Annotated in this window: 15 protein-coding genes and 1 pseudogene; 12 read left to right on the top strand and 4 right to left on the bottom strand. The window is 67.6% G+C overall.

The window, feature by feature from the left end; translation table 11 throughout:
- The first annotated feature begins 16 nt into the window (after positions 1-16).
- The 8 genes from BKA00_RS21675 (at position 17) to BKA00_RS21640 (ending at position 10,015) form a co-directional block, all read left to right on the top strand.
- Positions 17-1,366 carry an extracellular solute-binding protein gene (locus tag BKA00_RS21675; protein WP_185034578.1) on the top strand — a complete coding sequence of 450 codons (1,350 nt, stop codon included), beginning with the start codon at positions 17-19 and terminating at the stop codon, positions 1,364-1,366.
- A 200-nt stretch (positions 1,367-1,566) separates the two neighbouring features.
- A complete protein-coding gene (locus BKA00_RS21670; RefSeq protein WP_185027723.1) occupies positions 1,567-2,436 on the top strand; it encodes a carbohydrate ABC transporter permease in 870 nt (289 codons plus the stop codon).
- Entirely contained in the window at positions 2,433-3,320 is an 888-nt protein-coding gene (locus BKA00_RS39130) for an ABC transporter permease subunit (RefSeq protein WP_185027721.1), read from the top strand. The genes BKA00_RS21670 and BKA00_RS39130 overlap by 4 nt, the downstream gene beginning before the upstream one ends.
- 3 nt (positions 3,321-3,323) lie before the next feature.
- Positions 3,324-4,421 (top strand): ABC transporter ATP-binding protein, encoded by a 1,098-nt coding sequence (locus BKA00_RS21660; RefSeq protein ID WP_185027719.1) that lies wholly within the window; start codon positions 3,324-3,326, stop codon positions 4,419-4,421.
- A complete protein-coding gene (locus BKA00_RS21655; protein ID WP_185027717.1) occupies positions 4,414-5,871 on the top strand; it encodes an aldehyde dehydrogenase family protein in 1,458 nt (485 codons plus the stop codon). Before BKA00_RS21660 ends, BKA00_RS21655 begins: the two co-directional genes overlap by 8 nt.
- A 16-nt stretch (positions 5,872-5,887) precedes the next feature.
- Positions 5,888-8,182 carry a transketolase-like TK C-terminal-containing protein gene (locus tag BKA00_RS21650; RefSeq protein ID WP_185027715.1) on the top strand — a complete coding sequence of 765 codons (2,295 nt, stop codon included), beginning with the start codon at positions 5,888-5,890 and terminating at the stop codon, positions 8,180-8,182.
- 142 nt (positions 8,183-8,324) lie between these two features.
- Entirely contained in the window at positions 8,325-8,738 is a 414-nt protein-coding gene (locus BKA00_RS21645) for a VOC family protein (protein WP_185027713.1), read from the top strand.
- Positions 8,739-8,866: 128 nt separating this feature from the next.
- Positions 8,867-10,015: a PP2C family protein-serine/threonine phosphatase gene (locus tag BKA00_RS21640; protein WP_185027711.1), complete on the top strand. Its 1,149-nt coding sequence runs from the start codon at positions 8,867-8,869 to the stop codon at positions 10,013-10,015.
- A 292-nt stretch (positions 10,016-10,307) separates the two neighbouring features.
- On the opposite strand, the gene BKA00_RS21635 is transcribed toward BKA00_RS21640, so the two are convergent.
- Positions 10,308-10,532: a hypothetical protein gene (locus BKA00_RS21635; protein ID WP_185027709.1), complete on the bottom strand. Its 225-nt coding sequence runs from the start codon at positions 10,530-10,532 to the stop codon at positions 10,308-10,310.
- Entirely contained in the window at positions 10,529-11,254 is a 726-nt protein-coding gene (locus BKA00_RS21630) for a TetR/AcrR family transcriptional regulator (RefSeq protein ID WP_185027707.1), read from the bottom strand. Before BKA00_RS21630 ends, BKA00_RS21635 begins: the two co-directional genes overlap by 4 nt.
- A gap of 124 nt (positions 11,255-11,378) precedes the next feature.
- Here BKA00_RS21630 and BKA00_RS21625 point away from each other — a divergent pair, with 124 nt between their 5' ends.
- The 4 genes and pseudogenes from BKA00_RS21625 to BKA00_RS21615 all read left to right on the top strand — a co-directional run bounded on the left by BKA00_RS21625 (position 11,379) and on the right by BKA00_RS21615 (position 16,711).
- A complete protein-coding gene (locus tag BKA00_RS21625) occupies positions 11,379-12,404 on the top strand; it encodes an amidohydrolase family protein (RefSeq protein ID WP_185027705.1) in 1,026 nt (341 codons plus the stop codon).
- A 649-nt stretch (positions 12,405-13,053) separates the two neighbouring features.
- Positions 13,054-13,494 (top strand): annotated as a pseudogene (locus BKA00_RS40865) (DUF4365 domain-containing protein); the annotation flags it as partial.
- A 105-nt stretch (positions 13,495-13,599) separates the two neighbouring features.
- Positions 13,600-15,870 carry a tetratricopeptide repeat protein gene (locus BKA00_RS21620; protein WP_230298647.1) on the top strand — a complete coding sequence of 757 codons (2,271 nt, stop codon included), beginning with the start codon at positions 13,600-13,602 and terminating at the stop codon, positions 15,868-15,870.
- A gap of 94 nt (positions 15,871-15,964) precedes the next feature.
- Positions 15,965-16,711, top strand: coding sequence for a hypothetical protein (locus tag BKA00_RS21615; protein WP_185027701.1), 747 nt, complete (start codon positions 15,965-15,967; stop codon positions 16,709-16,711).
- Positions 16,712-16,759: 48 nt separating this feature from the next.
- On the opposite strand, the gene BKA00_RS21610 is transcribed toward BKA00_RS21615, so the two are convergent.
- Together BKA00_RS21610 and BKA00_RS21605 are read right to left on the bottom strand one after the other, a co-directional pair.
- Positions 16,760-17,920 (bottom strand): type III PLP-dependent enzyme, encoded by a 1,161-nt coding sequence (locus BKA00_RS21610; protein ID WP_185027699.1) that lies wholly within the window; start codon positions 17,918-17,920, stop codon positions 16,760-16,762.
- A 21-nt stretch (positions 17,921-17,941) separates the two neighbouring features.
- Complete coding sequence (locus BKA00_RS21605) at positions 17,942-18,709, bottom strand: GntR family transcriptional regulator (protein WP_185027697.1); 768 nt, start codon at positions 18,707-18,709, stop codon at positions 17,942-17,944.
- Positions 18,710-18,740: the final 31 nt, after the last annotated feature.

Raw genomic sequence — 18,740 nt, 5'->3', positions numbered from 1 at the left:
TGGAACGGAGCAGACCATGGCACCCACCAACGCGTCCCCGGCCGCACCGCACGTCACCCGGCGGTCCTTCCTCCGCGGCACGATGGCGCTCGGCGCCGTCGCCGGGCTCGGCGGCACGGGCCTGCTGACGGCCTGCGGGTCCGCCGACGACGGCGGCTCGCCCAACGACCTCCAGATGCACCACGACGCCGCGGTCGGCCCGCTGTTCAAGCCGTACGTGGACTACTTCAACACCAACTACGCCCCGCTCAAGCTCGGCACGTCCTACGTCGCGCAGGACTACCTCACCGTGACCAACCAGCAGCTCGCCGGCGGCAACGCGTCCTACGACGTGCTGTTCGCGGACGAGGGCTACCTGGAGTCGTGGTCGAAGAACCAGTGGGTCCGCTCCCTCAAGGACCTGCCCGGCCTGGACAAGCTGGTCGCGAACATGAACCCCGGCGTCGCCGACGCCCTCAAGGGACCGGACGGCGAGGTCTACGCGCTGCCCTACTTCCAGGGCGCCGAGCTGTTCGCGGTCAACACCGCCCACCTCAAGAAGATCGACGCGTCGGCGCCCGCGACCTGGGAGGAGTTCCTGGAGCAGGCGCGGGAGCTGAAGGCCAAGGGGATCAGCCAGACGCCGTACTCGCCGTACTGGATCAAGTACGCGTTCCTGATGTGGCACCAGTTCGCCGCCGAGGTCGCCTCCGAGGGCGGCGGATCGCTGTTCGACCCGTCCGGGAAGGCGAACCTCGCCGGCAACCCCGTCGCGCGCGCCACCCTGGAGCGCTGGCGGACGCTGTACTCCGAGGGCCTGGTCCCCAAGGACCTGTTCACCACCGACTACGGCGGCGTGACCAACGTCTTCGGAGGCGGCAAGAGCAGCTTCTCGATGCGCTACCAGGCGCAGGTCGTCGGCTGGAAGGACCCCAAGCAGAGCTCGGCGGCCAAGGACATCAAGAACGTGCTGATGCCCGGCAAGACCCGTCAGACCCACGGCTTCGGCGCCTACTGGATGCTCTCGTACAACACCGAGGGCGAGAAGAACGCCGGGACGGTCATCGACTACCTCGGCGGCGCGGGCAAGGACGGCGCCTACCACGTGCCGAAGAACCTGGTGGCGACCGCGCTCGGGCTCTCCAGCGGCTACAGGAGCGTGGACTCCGACCCGGCCGTGCTCAAATCGTGGGCGAAGTGGGCCGACGTGGACGCCCTGACCGGCCAGCTCGCCAAGACCGTGCCCCTCGGTCCCGTCACCACCAAGACCTGGTATCCCAAGTTCGCCGACATGGCGTGCGCCGTGCTGCAGGAGGTCGTGCTCGGCAAGAAGACCTCGGACCAGGGGCTCAAGGAGCTGAGCGACTTCGCGGGCACGCAGAAGTAGCCGTGTCCCCGACCCAAGGAAGCGAGCCCGCCGCGGACATGACGACCGAGTCCGACCGGCGCCCGGCGGAGCCACGCCGGCGACCGGAACGTTCCAGCAAACGTCCACCCCCCACCGCCGCGACCGACCCCGCCGGACGCAAGGGCCGGTCCGGTCGCAGGGGCCGCACGGGCTACGGACGGGGGGAGGCGAGGTTCGGCATGGCCATGGCCATGCCGGCCCTGGTCGTCACGCTGCTCCTGCTCGGCTACCCGCTCGTGTACTCGTTCTGGGTCAGCCTGCACGAGCAGACGCTCGGCAGCCGGGCCCCGGCCCGCTGGGTCGGGTTCGGCAACTACACCGCCGTCCTCGGCGACCCCGTCTTCCTGCCCTCGCTCACCCGCACCGTCCTGTTCGCCGCCGCCGTCGTCCTCGGCACGCTGCTGCTCGGCACGGTGTTCGCGCTCGCCCTGAACCAGGAGTTCCGGGGCCGGTCGGTGGTGCGGGGCGTGCTGATCCTGCCGTGGTCGCTGTCCCAGATCACGCTGGCGCTGACCTTCGGCTGGATCTTCAACTCCACGTTCGGCCCGCTGAACGGGGCGCTCCAGCAGGCCGGTGTGATCGACAAGTACGTCGCCTGGTTCGCCTCCGGGCGGGTGGCCCTCACGGTGATGGCGGTCGCGTTCGTCTGGAGCCTGGTGCCGTTCGCGACGCTGCTGATCCTGGGCGCGCTGCAGACCGTCCCCGAGGACCTGCACAAGGCGGCGCGGATCGACGGGGCCGGACCGGTCCGCCGGTTCTTCTTCGTCACCCTGCCCTGGATCCGCGACACCGTGCTGGTCGTGTCCGTGCTCGCCCTGATCAACGCGTTCCTGGCGTTCGCGCTGATCTACATCCTCACCGGCGGCGGGCCGGGCACCGAGACGACGCTGCTGTCCTGGTGGGGCTACACCACCGCGTTCCGCGACCTCGACCTCGGCAAGGGCGCGGCGATCTTCTACCTGATGACGCTGGCGATGGTGCTCCTCGCCGCGCTGACCGCGCTCGTCATCCGGGGACCCCGCAGGAACCGCGAAGGGAGGACCGCGTGATCGCCGCCGGAGGCCACGGCCGCACGGCCAGGAGGATCGCGGTGCGCGCGCTGCGCGCCGGGACCGTCCTGGCGCTGCTGGCGTGGGTGCTGCTGCCGTTCTACTTCCTGCTGCTGGTGGCGCTGACGTCCCGGGCCGACTCGCTGCGCACCCCCCCGCGGTGGATCCCCGCCATGGACTTCGGCAGCTTCCGGAAGATCCTCGACTCGGCGTTCAGCTCCGCGCCGCCGAGCAACCCCAGCGACCTGATCGTCCCCGGCATGCAGAACAGCGCCGTGGTCGCGGTCTGCGTCGCCGCCCTCAACATCGTGATCGCCAGTACGGCCGGCTACGCGTTCGCCCGGTTCCGGTTCCCCGGCTCCCGGACGGTGCCGGGCCTCATGCTCGGCAGCCAGCTCGTCCCGGTGTTCGCGCTCGTCGTGCCCTTCTACGTGATGCTCCACTCGCTGGGCCTCACCGACACCCGGGCGGGCGTCGTCATCGCCCACCTCGGGTTCACGGTGCCGTTCTCGGTGTGGATGATGCGGGCCTACTTCAACGGGATCCCCGTCGAGGTGGACCGCGCCGCGATGATCGACGGCTGCACCCGCTGGCAGGTCTTCGCCCGCGTGGTGCTGCCGCTCGCCCGTCCGGGGATCATCAGCGTCGGGCTCTTCTCGTTCATGGTGTCGTGGAACGACTTCCTGTTCGCGCTGGTCCTGAACTCGCGAACGGACGCGATGCTGATCCAGCCGGCCATCTCCGGGCTCTACAACGTGCGCGAGCAGTCCTTCGGCATCATGGCCGCCGGCACCCTGCTGGCGGCCCTGCCCACGATGCTGCTCGCCCTCGTCTCGCAGCGGTTCCTCGTACGCGGCCTGACCTCAGGCGTCGGAAAGGTGTGACGCGTGTCCAGTATCGAACTCCGGCAGGTCACCAAGCGGTTCGGTGACACGCTGATCGTCGACTCGGTCGACCTGACCATCGAGGACGGCAGCTTCACCGTGCTGCTCGGCCCGAGCGGGTGCGGCAAGACGACCACCCTGAACATGATCTCCGGGCTGGAGGAGGTGTCCGCCGGGGAGATCCTGTTCGACGGCGTGGAGGTCCAGGACGTCCCGCCGAACAAGCGCGACGTCGCGATGGTGTTCCAGTCGTACGCGCTCTACCCGAACCGCAGCGTGCGGGAGAACATCTCGTTCGCCCTCAAGCTGCGCAAGCTGCCCGCCGCCGACATCGCGGCACGGGTCGCCGAGGTCGCCGACATGCTCAGCATCGGCGCGCTCCTGGACCGCAAGCCGCGCCAGCTGTCGGGTGGCCAGCAGCAGCGGGTGGCGCTGGCGCGGGCGATCGTCCGCCGCCCCAACGTCTTCCTGCTGGACGAGCCGCTCAGCAACCTCGACGCCAAGCTCCGCGCCGACATGCGCATCAGCCTGCGCGAACTGCAACGCGAACTCGGCGGCACCTTCGTGTACGTCACGCACGACCAGGGGGAGGCCATGAGCATGGCCGACCAGGTCGTCGTCATGAACGGGGGAGTGGTGCAGCAGGAGGCCCCGCCCCTCGACCTGTACCGGCGGCCCGCGAACCGGTTCGTCGCCGGTTTCGTCGGCACGCCGGGCATGAACTTCGTGCCGGGCGCGGTGGACGCCGCCGGCTCGTTCGGGCACGGCGACTGGACGGTCCCGATCGGCTGGACGGGCGCGGCCCGGGACGGCCTGACGCTCGGCGTCCGTCCCGAGGACGTCACCCTGGAGCCGGACGGCCCCGGCGCGGCGGGCCGGGTCCGCCTGATCGAGCGGCTCGGGGTCGAGGCGATCGTCGTGGCCTCGTTCCCGTCCGGCGACGTCATCGCCCGCGCCGACCCGGACGTCGACCTGGACGCGGGCGCCCCGGTGTCGATGCGCGTCCGCCCTGGGAAGGTCCATCTGTTCGACTCCGAGAACGGCGACGCGCTCGCGTGGACGCCCGCCCCGGCGGTCGCCGAGGAGGTCCGGAATGCCTGACGAGGTCGCCCTGCGGATCGGGGGCCGCGCCCGCGCCGCCCACGGGGAGGCGGTCTACGACGCGGTGAGCCCGGCGACCGGGGAGAGGTTCGCCTCCGTCGCGCGGGCCGCGGAGTCCGACGTGGACGCGGCGGTGGCCGCCGCCGCGGAGGCGTTCGAGGCGCACCGCCAGGAGAGCGCGTTCACCCGGGCGGACCGGTGCCACCGGATCGCCGCCCTGGTCGAGGAGCGCGCCGCGACCATGGCCCGGCTGCTGTCCCTCGAACACGGCAAGCCGGTGGACCAGGCCGAGGCCGAGATCCGGCTGGCCGCCGACGGCTTCCGGCTCGCCGCCGAGGAGGCCAAACGGCTCGGCGGCGAGACCGTCCCCGCGCGCGACGGCGCCAAGCTCGTGCTGACGACCCGCAAGCCGCGCGGCGTGTTCGCCGTGATGACCCCCTTCAACTTCCCGGTGAACATCCCCGTGGAGTACCTCGGACCCCTGCTGGCCTGCGGCAACGCTGTCGTCTGGCGTCCGGCCCCCTCCATGGCGGCGGTGGCGGGCGCGCTCTACGACTGCATCGAGGACGCCGGCGTCCCGCCCGGCCTGGTCAACCTGATCACCGGCCCCGACCTCGGCCCCGCGCAGCGCCTGGTGTCCCATCCCGCCGTCAACGGCGTCGGGTTCACCGGCAGCTCGAAGGCGGGCGCCGAGATCGCCCGGCTCGCCGCGGGCAAGGCCCAGGTGATGGAACTGGGCGGCAACGGGCCGATCGTGGTGCTGCCCGACGCCGACCTGGACCGGGCAGCCCCGGCGATCGCCTCGGCCGCGTTCGCCAACTCGGGCCAGTCCTGCTCGGCGGCGGGACGCGTCATCGCCGCCGAATCGGTCGCGGCCGAACTGGAGGAACGCCTGGTCGACCAGGCCCGGCGCGAGGTGGTCGGGTCGCCCTTCGAGGCGGGCACCACCATGGGGCCGGTGCACACACGCGGCGTGGCCGACACGATGGCCCGGCACGTCGCCGACGCCCTGGCCCGCGGCGGCCGGACGGCGTTCGGCGGCGCCCCCCTGCTGGACCGCCCCACGGACCTGTTCTGGCGTCCCACCGTCCTGGTCGGGCTGGACGCGGAGGCCGCGGCCCTGGGCGAGGAGACGTTCGGCCCGCTGGCGCCGGTGCTGCGGGTCGCCGACGACACCGAGGCGATCCTCGCCGCCGCGAACCGCGGCCGGTACGGGCTGAGCTCGGCGGTCTTCGGACGCGATCTGGACCGTACCCTGGCGGTGGCCGGCCGGCTCCGCGCGGGACAGGTCACCGTCAACGACACCAGCAACTACTGGGAGCTGCATCTGCCGTTCGGCGGTGCGCCGGGCACCGACAGCGGTCACGGCCGGCTGGGCGGCCGCTACATCGCGGAGGCCGTCACGGAGATCCAGTCGATCTCCGTCGACCTGACCCCGCCCTGGCGCTGAGGCAAAGGAGCCGACGATGAACGATCCGGTGGCGGCGGCCACGCAGTCCGATGTGCTGGAAGAGGTCGAGCGGCGGGTGCTGTGGCTGTCCACGGCCATCGTGCACCACGCCAACCGCGTCCGGCCCAACCCGTCCGGGCTGAAGGTGGGCGGCCACCAGGCGTCCTCGGCGTCGATCGCGTCGATCATGACGGCGCTGTGGTTCCGCCACCTCGGGCCGCGGGACCGCGTCTCGGTCAAGCCGCACGCCTCACCCGTCCTGCACGCGATCAACTACCTGCTCGGCGAGCTCGACGAGCGGTACCTGACGACCCTGCGCGAGTTCGGCGGGCTGCAGAGCTACCCGAGCCGGACCAAGGACCCCGACCCGGTCGACTACTCCACCGGATCGGTGGGCATCGGAGCCACCGCGCCGATCTGGGGCGCGGTCGCGCGCCGGTACGTGGAGGGGGCGCCCGCCGGACGGCAGTACTCCCTGGTCGGCGACGCCGAACTGGACGAGGGTGCCGTCTGGGAGGCGATCCTCGACCCGGGCGTGGCCGAACTGGGCGAGGTCGTGTGGATCGTCGACCTCAACCGGCAGTCCCTCGACCGCGTCGTGCCGTACCTGGCCGCGCACCGGCTGAAGGGCATGTTCGCCGCCGCGGGCTGGCAGGTGCTGACGCTGAAGTACGGCCGGCTGCTGACCGAGCTGTTCGAGCGCCCCGGCGGCGAGGACCTGCGCGCCCGCATCGACGCGATGCCCAACCCCGAGTACCAGCGCCTGCTGCGCTGCGACGCCGGCGAACTGCGCGACCGCCTCCCCGGCGGCAGCGAGCCCGTCGCCCGCCTGATCGCGACGCTCGACGACGCCACGCTCCTCGCGGCCCTGCGCAACCTGGGCGGCCACGACCTCGGCACCCTGGGCGAGGCGTTCGACGCCATCGACGACACCAGGCCGACCGTGATCTTCGCGTACACGGTCAAGGGCCACGGCCTGCCCAGCGAGGGCCACCCGCAGAACCACTCGTCCCTCCTCACCGCCGACCAGATCGCCGAGCTCGCGCCGCGGCTGGGCGCCGACGCGGACGCCCCCTGGGCCCGGTTCGAGGACGGATCGGCGGCCGCCCGCCTGTGCGCCGAGACCGCGAAGCGGCTGCGCCGGCCCGCCGCCGCGCCGCAGGCCCCGCCCCCGGTGCCGGACGACATCGGCCGCACCCCCAAGGGCACCGCCACCACCCAGGCGGCCCTCGGCCGGCTCCTCCTCGACCTCACGCGCGAGGCGCCCGAGGCCGCCGCCCGCGTCGTCACCGTGAGCCCGGACGTCAGCTCCAGCACCAACCTCGGCGGCTGGGTGAACAAGGTCGGCGTCTGGTCGACCTCCGAACGCCGCGACTGGTTCGCCGACGACGGCGAGACGATCCTGCACTGGCGGGAAGGCCCGGCGGGCCAGCACATCGAACTCGGCATCGCCGAGACGAACCTCGTCGGCCTCCTCGGCGAACTCGGCGCCACCTGGAGCCGCTGGGACCGCCCCCTGCTGCCGATCGGCGTCCTGTACGACCCGTTCGTCGGCCGCGCGCTCGAACCCTGGTCGTTCGGCATCTACGCGGGCGGCCAGTCGATCCTGATCGGTACCCCGTCCGGGGTGACGCTGGCCCCCGAGGGCGGCGCGCACCAGTCCATCGTCACCCCCTCGATCGGCGTCGAGCAGCCGGGCTGCGTCGCCTACGAGCCGGCGTTCGCCCTCGACACCGAGTGGACGCTGCTCGCGAGCATGGCCCGCCTGGGCCGTCCCGACGGCGGCTCCGCCTACCTGCGCCTGTCGACCCGCCCGGTCGACCAGACCCTCGCGGACGTCCCGGCCGACCCGGCCGCCCGCGAGCGCCGCCGCCGCCAGGTGGTCGCCGGCGCCTACCCGCTGCGCCGCTCGGCCCGTCCCGCCGTCACCGTCGCGGCGATGGGCGCCCTCGTCCCCGAGGCACTGGCCGCCGCCGACCGCCTGGAGCAGGCCGGCGTCGGCACGGACGTGGTCTGCGTGACCAGCCCCGGCCTGCTCTTCCAGGCCCTCCGCTCCCGCCAGGGCCAGGACGACGGCCCGACCTGGATCCTGGACCAGGCGTTCCCCGCCTCCCGCGCCACCCCGCTGGTCACCGTCCTGGACGGCCACCCCCACACCCTGGCCTTCCTGGGCGGAGTGAACAACGTCCCCTGTACGACCTTGGGCGTCACCGCGTTCGGCCAGTCCGGCTCCATAGAGGACGTCCACCGCCACCACGGCATTGACACCGACTCGATAATCCGCGCGGCCCTGGACCTCCACTCCCCCTGAAAGCGTCCAGGAGGATCGATCAGGAATCGAGAAGTGCTCCACCCCGGCCTTTACGTAGCGTGATCCCTGCAAGGGCGGAAGCGGAGGGCCGAGCGGCTCACCTCCGCCGGCTGCACCGACCACGCACACAAGGGGACATGACATGAAGGCGCACGTGAGTTCGATCCTGCTGGGCGTCCGGGACATGGACCGGGCCAAGCGGTTCTACACCGAGGGCCTCGGCTGGAAGATCCAGAACGACTACGGCATCTCGGTGTTCTTCGAGTCGGACGGAGCCTCGCCCGTCGGCTTCTACGCCCGCGAGGGCCTCGCCGACCAGGTCGGCACGAGCCCGGAGGGCAGCGGTTTCAGCGGCCTCGTCCTCACCTACGTCGTCCGCAGCGAGGCCCGCGTCGACGAGGTGATGGCGGAGGCCGAGAAGGCCGGCGCCACGATCCTCAAGCCCGCCGGCGCCCTGCCGTGGGGCGGGTACGGCGGCACCTTCGCCGACCCGGACGGCTACATCTGGAGCCTCGGCTACAGCGCCCAGGGCGAGGACCAGCCTTACGCCGAGTAGCCGACGCGGGTCCGGCGTCGGCGCGGCGCGCGCCGACGCCGGACCACCGCTCGGCGAACGAGTGGCCCAGCACCCCGGTCGAGTCGATCACTCTACGTGTTCTAATGATCACAGTGGGGCGGCTTTCGATGGGACAGGAGATGGGCATCTCGGAGGTTCCGGACGGTCCGAACGCCGTCGCGCGACAGGGCGGCCTCACCTGGCGGGTCGTGGCGGGATGGCTGGTGGGGATCACCGCGGCCCTCGCGGTGACCGGCGTCGCGCTCGGCCGGGAGACCGGCTTCGCCCCGTTCCTGGTCTTCCTCCCCACGCTGATCGCCGGCCGCGGATCGGTCCGGCAGACCGCGGTCGCCTCCGTCTGGACGGTCCTGGTCATCATCGGCTCACTGATCCGCAGCCCGCTGTCCAACGTGGCGGCCAACGCCGGCGTGATCACCTTCGCCGTCGCGCTCGACGGCCTGAGCGTCGTCCAGGCGGTCCGCCGCGTCCGCCAGGAGAGGGAGATCAGCAGGCTCCGCTCCGCGGCGGCCGCCCTGCAGCGCCAGATCCTGCGCCCGTTCCCCCTCGTCACCCCCGAACTCCTCGTCCACGGCCTGTACGAGCCGGTCGAGGAGGACAGCATGGTCGGCGGCGACGTCTACGAGGCCATGCCGACCCCCTACGGCAGCCGCGTCCTCATCGCCGACGTCCAGGGCAAGGGCCTGCCCGCCATCAGCGCGGCCTTCGCGGTCCTCAGCTCGTTCCGCGAGGCGGCCCTATCGGAGCCCAGCCTCCCCGCCGTCGTGGACGCCCTGGAGAACTCGGTGCTCCGGCACAATGCCTTCGTCGCCCAGACCGGCGAGGAGCAACGATTCGTCACGGCCCTCGTCCTGGACATCGGCCCGGAGACAACGGCCCAGGCCATCAACTGCGGCCACATCCAGCCCTACCTGCTGACCGACCAGCGTGCGGGCCAGGTGAACCTGGGAGAGGCGTCCCTTCCGCTCGGCCTGGCGTCCCTGAGCCGAGAACCGCGAACCGTCACACCCTTCACCTTTCCGACCGATTCGACGCTCCTCCTATGCACCGACGGCATCACCGAAACCCGCGACCCGTCCGGCGCCTTCTACCCTCTGACAGAACGCCTGACCGGCTGGAAACACCTGCCCCCCGGCGAAATCGCCCCCACCGTCCACCAGGACCTGGAGCAGTACGCCCACGGCAAACTGACAGACGACAGGGCCCTCCTGGTACTCCACAGAAACCCCACCCCGCCGGACATTTCAGCGATCGAATGAGGCCCGGCCGTTCAGCGGGGAGAGGCGGGGCCGGACGCGATCGTGGAAAGAGGCGGCGGAGCACGTCGGTGATGGTGAAGACACACGGACCAGGACGTCCGCCGCGTCCCCCTGAGCACCCGCCGGGCGCCGGCGTCCTCACCCCCCGGCGAGAGCCGCCAACCTGGACCGATCCACGGCCATATAGGCGAACTCCTGCGCGACGAAGTACCCCGAACCCCGGTCATCATCCCGCCCATGTTCCGGGACGTCCTGCGCCCGCCCGTCTCGGGCAAGTTCCGAATTTCGGGCGTCAACTGTAGACGTGCCTGCCGTACTCTTCGCGGCTCACCGTGAAGTCATCCGGACGGGTCTCGCGAAGAACTCTGTACCGGGCGTCGAACGCGTCAATCGCCTCGGGGATGCCGTAGCCGAAAACCCGCCGCAGGATCATCAAGGCCGGAAGGATGCGGTGGTTCACGATGTGCTCGTCGATCTCGGGCCATCGATCGCCGGCTCCGTTCGCAGGGGCGGTCATGGGGACAGCCGATCCAGCCATTCCGTCAGGAGGTGCTGTTCGCCGGGGCTGAGGGCATCCTGGTCGGGCAGCGAGGCGCGCAGAGCGCGGGCGGCTCCCGCCGGGCCCTGTTCCCGCACGGCCGGTTCCCGCTCCGTGACGGTGGTGATCATCGCCTCGCGCAGCTCGACCAGGAGGCCGCGGTCGCGCTGGGACTCGGGCAGGGACAGCCAGGTCAGGACGGCGCCGCGTGCGGTGGCGTGGATGATCTGGGCCGCGAGGTCCTCGTTGACGCGCAGTCGACCGGCGACGGCCAGACCGCGGATGCGGTCCTTGAGGAGTTCCAGGCCACTCCAGAAGACGGTGGTGGACCGGGCGGGTTCGCCGTACATCAGCGCGTACAGCGCGGGGTTGGCCAGTCCGAACTCCACCGCCGTGTCCCAGCGGACGCGCAGCTCGTTGATCGGGTCCTGCGGGTCGGCCTCCAGGTGCTTGGCGGCCAGGAACCGGGTGAACCCGTGTTCGGCCACGGCGTCGAGCAGCCCCTCCTTGTCGCCGAACAGCCGGTACAGGGCCGGTGGCTGCAATCCGGCGGCCTCGGCGACCGCTCGGGTGGTGACCGCTTCGCGTCCCCCGCGTTCCAGCAGGTCGAGCGCGACTTCGATGACCCGGCGGCGGGTCTGCTCGCGCACCGTGGCACCGGACTCTGCCGCGAGCCGTACGGGTTCCAGGTCACCGGGCATGTAGCAACGATAACGCGATCAGAGTACCGGTTGAAGTATCAACGCTAACATCAATACCATACCGTTGGTACTATCGAAGGAAACGTCAATACGTTTCCATCGATAAAGCGCGAGGAGTATCGCCATGTCCGACCGCCTGCGGATCATCGGGGTGGAAGAGACCGTCGTCGTGCCCGCCGTCTACGAGGCGTACCGGCGGGCCGGGTCGCCCGAGATCCCCGCTCGGGGCTTCGGGGACGGCCCGATCGCCGTGAACCTGCGCGAGACCGGTGAGCGGCGGATCGCCCACATGGACGACCAGGGCATCGACGTCGCCGTCCTGTCCCTGTCGTCGCCGGGCGTGCAGGACCTGCAGGAGGCCGACGCGATCACGGTGGCCCGTGAGGCCAACGACCAGCTCGCGGAGATCGTCGCCGGGCGTCCCGACCGTTTCCAGGCGTTCGCCGCCATCCCCACCCAGTCGCCGGCGGCCGCGGCGGCCGAGCTGGAACGTGCGGTGGGCGAGCTGGGCTTCCCCGGCGCGATGCTGTACGGCCGCACCGGGGAGAAACCGGCCGACCATCCGGACAACGACGAGCTTTACGCCACCGCCGAACGGCTGAGGGTGCCGTTGCACTTCCATCCGCAGATACCGGTCCAGGCGGTGGTCGACGCCTATTACTCCGACATCGGCCCGATCGGCACGCCGCTGGCCGGAGCGGCGATCGGCTGGTATTACGACCTGGGCGTCCAGTACCTGCGAATGATCTTCTCCGGTGTCTTCGACCGGTTTCCGGATCTGCAGGTGATCGCAGGGCACTGGGGCGAGGTCGTCATGTTCTACCTCGACCACACCGGATTCTTCGCCGAGGCCGGCGGCCTTCAGCGGCCGCTCGCGGACTACTTCAAGCAGAATTTCTGGGTGGCCGGCAGCGGTACCAACAGCCCTCGCTACCTGCGCTGGACCGCCGAGGTCATGGGCACCGACCGGATGCTGTACTCCACCGACTACCCCTTCACCTACGGCTTCCGCCCCGGCGGCTTCCCCTACGTCGACACCAGCAACGGCGCCGCACGCTCCTTCCTGGAGGACGCCCCTTTCACCGACGACCAAAAGGCCGACATCGCCCACCGCAACTGGGAAAACCTCACCGCCCGCGCGGTCTCCTAAAGGAGTCCCTGCGGGATACGAACCTGCTTATGAACCACTCGCCCATCTCTTTCGCTCCTGCCCGTTCCCGCATATCTTCCGGGAACCGCGACAATCGGCGGCTTCCGCTGGCACTTGGCTGCATATGCAACAAACCCCGGCGACAGGCTGAGTGCCTGGTCAACCGGGGTTTGCGGTGGTCGTCTGTGGTGCCCCCTGCAGGATTCGAACCTGCGCACACGGCTCCGGAGACCGGCACTGAAGAAGCTCCCCACCTGGGAGGATGCGTCCGATTTACTGCTCCCCGGACGCAGATGGAACGCGGTGCGCCCTGAGAAGCGTTCTAGGCACCTTAGTTCGGTTGGGCGGCTCACAGCGGTCATTGCCGCGCTGGCCTACCGGTCGGCCCTCGATCACTACAACCTGCCTCGCCTGGTCACGGCATCGCTGCCTGACGACCAGACCTCAACCTCTGCACAGGGCCGGCTTGGTTAGGGCGGCCTCGTCGCTGCGACCGTCGAGGGGCGCGGCCAGCCTCGAACGAACGTGTAGTGGCAACGTCACCAGTAAGTCCCTGTGTGAGCCCTATACCTGCAGAGCCCACGCAGGCTCCAGACCATCTCTGCGAAGCCTGTCGCAAACTGACAGTCGATGTTGTTAAATACCTCTCATGCGAGGCAGTCGGCGACAGCAGATCGGCAACGCTGGAGAAAGCCATGTAAAAGGGGTTTTCGAAGAACTTGGCTGGGGTGTAGCCACCAACCCGGATAGCGATCTCGGGACCGACCTCTTCGCAATGGCGAGAGATGAGCGACTCTTTGATCTAGGCTTGGTTGTAGGGGTTCAGGTAAAGAGTGGAGAAAGCTGGTTCCGAGAACCAGCTTTCGACTCAGACGGGAAGCTGCTTGGGTGGTGGTTTCGCGATGATGATCGTGAGCACATCGACTCTTGGCTGCGTCACGGACTGCCTCACCTAGTTGTTCTACATGATCTGGATACACGTACCTCTTACTGGGAACACATTAGAGAAGACGTCGTCCAGTCCACTGGCAAAGGTGCAAAGGTTCTCATTCCGATACACCAGACATTGGACGATGAGCATCGCAATTCTTTGCTAGAGGTAGCGGCGACTCTCAGGCCGCTGCAGACTTGGGAAGGAAGTGCGTGGACTGGCGCGGCGTCTCTGGCGCCTCGTGATCTACTGCGTCATGCGTTGGTGGCCCCACGTCTGGTCGCCCCCCATCCCAATACCGGCCGCAGTCGGCCCTTGAAGCCGGAGCAGGCAGTTGCCCTGTTGGCCCAAGCTCGACTTCGTGAGTTCCAGGAGTTCGCCAAGACTTTCGATGAGGTGCCAACGCTTGAGGATGCAGTTAGTTCCTCGGATTGGTCTTGGCGTTTCGCGGGCGTATTCGGTAATAGACTCATAACAGGTAATCTCGATGAGCTGCGTCTGATGATTGACGATGCCCCAACCTCTGCGGCTCTCGTCGCGACGACCGTGGTTGTCGCGTCGGGGTTGCTCGAAGAGGGACAGGCTGATGATGCCCTTTCTTTGCTGGAGGCGGTGCGAGCCCGTGATGACGCCGAGCCAGTGGATAACGCTTGGCTGGCGGTCCAATTCGCTCGTGCATGCGTCGAGATTGGACGAGTGCAAGAAGCGCGGCGAGTTGCGTATGACGTTCAACAGATCAGACAGACACATGCTCAAGACGTCACAGCGACCGCTATTGCTGGAGTAGCTGCGACTCTGCTCTTTGATACAGCAGCTTGGGGCGATGAAGACCTAGCTGGCCTGATCACTGGAATGGACAATGCCGTCGCTTGGTGGCGCACACAGACGGTATCACGAGGACTAGTGGCGCTGGCCAATCGCACCTACAAAAATTGGTCCCATGATAGTTCCATAATTTTGGGCGGCGAAGAAAAGGTAAATAACCAGCTGGCCGCAGCATCTCTCACTGCGAGCCATCTCGGGGATAATGGCGATTGGCGTCACCTCGCCAGCATTCGGAGCAGGGCCAGCCTTGTTCGGCTCACCCGGGATGCAGATGTTGACGTGATCTCACAGCTACTCGGGTCGTTGCGGCTAGCTGGCGATCAAGAGAATTTGAAGCTTGCTATAAAACGCATAAGAGGCGATGGTCCTGCGGCGGCAATCACCGAAACTGCTGCCGATTTGGACCTTGAAATATCAACTCGAACGACCGGGCGAACCAATCTAACGTTGCTGCAGTATGGAGGTGATCTGCTGGATGCCGAGACTGCAGAAAGTGCACTCCGTTGGCTTTTGCGTACATTCAAGGATCCTTCTGCCTTTGGCGCCCGCACCACTCCTTCGTATGATCTGACGACGCGCCTGCTCGACACGATCGCTTCCGTAATTCCGGCGTCATCCTCGACGGCGCAACGTCTTGTAGTGGATCATCTGGCGACACTCGAAGCTCAAGAGGATCAAGCGGTAGCCACATCGTGGACGCGAGTTGTGGACGCCTTGCCTGCCTCCATATGGACCCCTGAGGTGGTAGCCGCTATTGGTGGACGTGCGGAAGATCATCACTGGTCCCTACGCTTTCCCTTGCTCGGCTTGATGTCGAAATATGATTCCTCCGTGAAGGACCGATTGGTTCAAGAAGCATGCGACGGGTCTTCGGAGGCACTCTCCGCTCTGGGGCGCGCCCAGGAGTTGTCGGCGGAGGTGGCCGCTAGCCTGATTGCAGGCCGGGTATCCCTCGTTGATCAGCAGATCAGAGAAGCTCATAGTGGACAGTTCGGTTTTGGTGGAGCTGACCACGGTCGGACGCTCGCCGTACTAAACATATGGCACCCTGGTGTAGCCGACTGGGAGCCGCTTTTCCGGCTCCTGGAAGATCCAATGGTGGTCGGCGATCACAAGCGCGGCGCCTTGCGAGTGCTAACAGCTTCGGTGGATCATCTCTCTAGTGATGTGCGGCAACGCCTTATTTCAATCGCGACCGCCGTTGCTGATCAGCAATCTCCTGCGCACTTCTCGTTGATGGGTGGTTCCCGGGACTCTACTGGAGCAGCTACTGAACTTGCGTGGGCACTCGGGGCGCTTGATGACCACGCGACGGCCCATCGCCTCCTCACCCTTCTAGCTGGTGATAAAGACCGGCGCCGTTGGGCTGCCCGAATTGCTGGTCGCCGCGGAAGTTCCGAAGACGTCGGCCTGCTCGTCTCCCTACTCCTAGATCCCCATCCAGCAGTCCGAGGAGCAGCTGCAGCGCAATTGGCCGATATAGTTGCTACTGAACGAGGAAATTCCCTAGCTATTGATGGGCTAAGATTCTGCCTGCGCGATCCGGGTGTGGTGGTCCCTGCGAGTATTGCCGCCACTTTGGAGCATCTGTCAACCCAGAATGAGCATACCAATGAAGTTCTGATCGAGCTGAGTAGTCATCCGTCAGCTCAAGTTAGGGGAAGCGCTGTAAGAGCGCTAGAGCGCAGTCACGCAGGCGAGGAACTTTAATCTTTCGGCACTGCTGCTACAGCATTTATGGGAGAGCGATGCTGTAGCACGCCAGGTGCCTCTTTATCGGCTCGCGAGTGCTGGTGAGGTTTCTATGAGCACCCTGGCAACGACGCTACTTCCGATCGCCACTCTCGGCCTGGGGGCTGCACTTACCATGATCGGGCAATCTCTGACCGATCGCAGGGTTTCTAGACGAGAAAAGGAGGCGAGAAAGGAACAGTTTAGGGCGCAGAATTTTGAGATTCACCGGACGGCTCTCCTTGACCTGCAGGAGAAGATCAGTGATCTTTCTTCCCGAACACAAGTGGAGAGGCTTCGACGCAAGACAGATGATGCAGAGAGGTATCTGCAAGGGTACCCATTTAAGAATCTACGGGCGCAGATGGAAGAGGTTCATGTCGCGATAGATAAAGTAAATGAACTCGCCTCGCGAAGGGCAGAATTATCAGAGGAGGATTTTCGAGGTCAAATCAACGAGCTGGTGGCTAATTGCGTCAATGTCAATAAAGTTCAACTTGATGCCAGTCGCGAGTTTTTTGAAAAAAGTAAAATGATGGTAGACAATCGAGAGCAATATTATGCGGACTTGCTTGACTATATCCGAGCAATTAGGCTTGGCATGTATCGATCGGGCGCAAACTCGGTTGTTGTCGCTGGCCAAGAGTACCTTTCGGCTTTGGGGAAATGGAACGACGCCTTTGGGGACAACGAAAAAGCTTACAGCGCCATGGTCGCTGCGGAGTATGGCTTGCAGCGAGCAATTTCGAATCGACTCACAAGTGGGCCATATGACGAATACGAGCACCATAAGAACCGGGAGGGCGATTCTGGCTCGTAATAGAAAGAGGTCCCAGTCAGACATGACTGGGACCTCTTTGGGGCCTGGTCAGGCGTCTACGTAATGAAAAGTTGGTTTGGGGTGCATGAGGAAGTCGTGGTGGGAGATGTTCCAGGCGTAGGCGCCGGACATGGAGAAGGCGACTAGGTCGCCTACGGCGATGCGGTCTGTGGGGACGTCGCGGGCGAAGACGTCCTTTGGGGTGCAGAGCTGGCCGACGAGGGTCACAGGTTCGCCGGCGACCGCGGGGCCGTCGCCGTTGCGGGTGAGGACGTCGTGCGGGTGGTTGTGTTGCTTGGTCACGGGTGTGCGGATGTGCATGGTGCCGCCGCGTAGGACGGCGTACCACTGGCCGTGTGCCTTCTTCACGTCCAGGACCTCGGTGAGGTACCACCCGGCATAGACGCTGATGGAGCGGCCCGGTTCGATGCGCAGCGTTTCGCCCGACTCGGCGAGCGCGGCGACGTCGGCGCCGTACTGCTTCCAGTCGAATCGGGTCTCGGGCGTGGAGTAGTCGACGGCCATGCCGCCACCGAGGTTGAACTCACGCGGTCCGGTGTGGCCGACCCTGTCGAGCCATGCGCGGCCCCACGCGAGGATCTCGGCGGACTGGGCGACCATGGCGGACGCGTCCAGGCCAGACGCCAAGTGCGCGTGAATGCCGCGTAGGCGCACCTGCGGAGAGTTCTCCAGGATGCCGGTGCACGACTCGATCAGGTCCGGGTCCATGCCGAACGGGCCGCTCATGGCGAGCGCGACGCCGCCGCGGTCGCCGGCGAGGTTAACCCGTAGCAGGACATCGACCTCACGGCCGGACGTCCGAGCGATGTCGGCCAGACGGGACAGCTCGTAGGGGCTTTCGACGTGGATGCGCTCGACGCCGAGGTCGAGGGCAAGCCTTAGTTCGTCGTCGGTCTTGCCGGGGCCGCCGAATGCCAACCGCGCGTCCGGCAGGGCCTCACGGACGTGCGCCAGCTCACCGCCGGACGCGACCTCGATGCCATCGACGTACGGGGCGAGAGCTTGCAGGATCGGCGCGTCCGGGTTGGCCTTTGCGGCATAGAAGATCTCCGGCGCCCCGGGCGCCGAGAGCGCGGCCTTGACCTCGGCCGCGTGCTCACGCAGCGCGGCGAGGTCGTAGACGAACGCGGGAAGCTCGCCCTTGCCGGCAAGGGCCTGGGCGTGGTCTTCGACTAGGCGCGTGATCATCGGGTGTCGTCTCTCCGGTTGTCAGGCAAGCGGGAACTCGTACTGAGCCGTCACGTAGTGGGCGGGCGCGACCGAGACCGTGACCTCGACGGCGCGGCCCTCGGCCGTCATGCCGACATGCGTGATCTCAACAACCGTGCGCTCCGGGCTGATCTCCAGCGCGCGCGCCTCGGCCTCGGTGGGCAGACGGCTCGGGATGATCTGCTCCCGTGCCCTGGTCTGCGCGTAGCCGAGTTCGGCAAGCGCGCTCTTGACGCCGCCGACAATGACCGGCCCGTTCTCCTCCAGGACGGTCCCCTCGGCGATGTCGAGCGGGAACCAACTGGCGTTGAGCCGAACGGGAATGCCGCTGGCAAGCAGTCGCCGATGCCGGACGAGGCAGTTCACTTCACCGGTCGGCAGGCCGAGCGCCTCGGCGACGGCCGCCGGCGGCTCGGCGCGTTCGGTGGTGATCTCGTGCTGTGGCTCCAGCCCACGGGCGCGAACCTCGGCGTCGAACGCGCCGCGGGCGCCGTTGTTCTCGCGGGTCGCCCGGTCGTAGCGCGCCGGCGAGTGGAGCATCGGCGGAAGCCAGGTGACCATCGTTCCCCGTCCCTGCCGAGGCCGGACGAGACCCTCGGCCGCGAGTACCTGCATTGCCCTGTTCACCAAGCTACGGGAAGCCCCGTACCGGTCGGCGAGCTCCGGCTCGGCCGGCAGGACGGACCCGGTGGGGTACCGCCCGTCCATGATCTCCTGACGAATTTTCGCGGCGATGTCGCGGAACCCGTGGCGCTCCGACTGCTGCATTGACCTGCCCCTTCCTTGCCCGCTTAGGGCT

This window comes from Actinomadura coerulea, from assembly GCF_014208105.1.
GTDB lineage: Bacteria > Actinomycetota > Actinomycetes > Streptosporangiales > Streptosporangiaceae > Spirillospora > Spirillospora coerulea.
Note: the sequence above shows the minus strand (reverse complement) of the source record. Positions and strands in the feature narration are given on the sequence as shown.

Coding starts and splice junctions, on each gene's coding strand:
- BKA00_RS21610 (WP_185027699.1), bottom strand. CDS start 17,920: ATGATCACGCGCCTAGTCGAAGACCACGCCCAGGCCCTTGCCGGCAAG.
- BKA00_RS21675 (WP_185034578.1), top strand. CDS start 17: ATGGCACCCACCAACGCGTCCCCGGCCGCACCGCACGTCACCCGGCGG.
- BKA00_RS21605 (WP_185027697.1), bottom strand. CDS start 18,709: ATGCAGCAGTCGGAGCGCCACGGGTTCCGCGACATCGCCGCGAAAATT.
- BKA00_RS21650 (WP_185027715.1), top strand. CDS start 5,888: ATGAACGATCCGGTGGCGGCGGCCACGCAGTCCGATGTGCTGGAAGAG.
- BKA00_RS21635 (WP_185027709.1), bottom strand. CDS start 10,532: ATGACCGCCCCTGCGAACGGAGCCGGCGATCGATGGCCCGAGATCGAC.
- BKA00_RS21640 (WP_185027711.1), top strand. CDS start 8,867: ATGGGACAGGAGATGGGCATCTCGGAGGTTCCGGACGGTCCGAACGCC.
- BKA00_RS21670 (WP_185027723.1), top strand. CDS start 1,567: ATGGCCATGGCCATGCCGGCCCTGGTCGTCACGCTGCTCCTGCTCGGC.
- BKA00_RS21615 (WP_185027701.1), top strand. CDS start 15,965: ATGAGCACCCTGGCAACGACGCTACTTCCGATCGCCACTCTCGGCCTG.
- BKA00_RS21625 (WP_185027705.1), top strand. CDS start 11,379: ATGTCCGACCGCCTGCGGATCATCGGGGTGGAAGAGACCGTCGTCGTG.
- BKA00_RS21630 (WP_185027707.1), bottom strand. CDS start 11,254: ATGCCCGGTGACCTGGAACCCGTACGGCTCGCGGCAGAGTCCGGTGCC.
- BKA00_RS21655 (WP_185027717.1), top strand. CDS start 4,414: ATGCCTGACGAGGTCGCCCTGCGGATCGGGGGCCGCGCCCGCGCCGCC.
- BKA00_RS21645 (WP_185027713.1), top strand. CDS start 8,325: ATGAAGGCGCACGTGAGTTCGATCCTGCTGGGCGTCCGGGACATGGAC.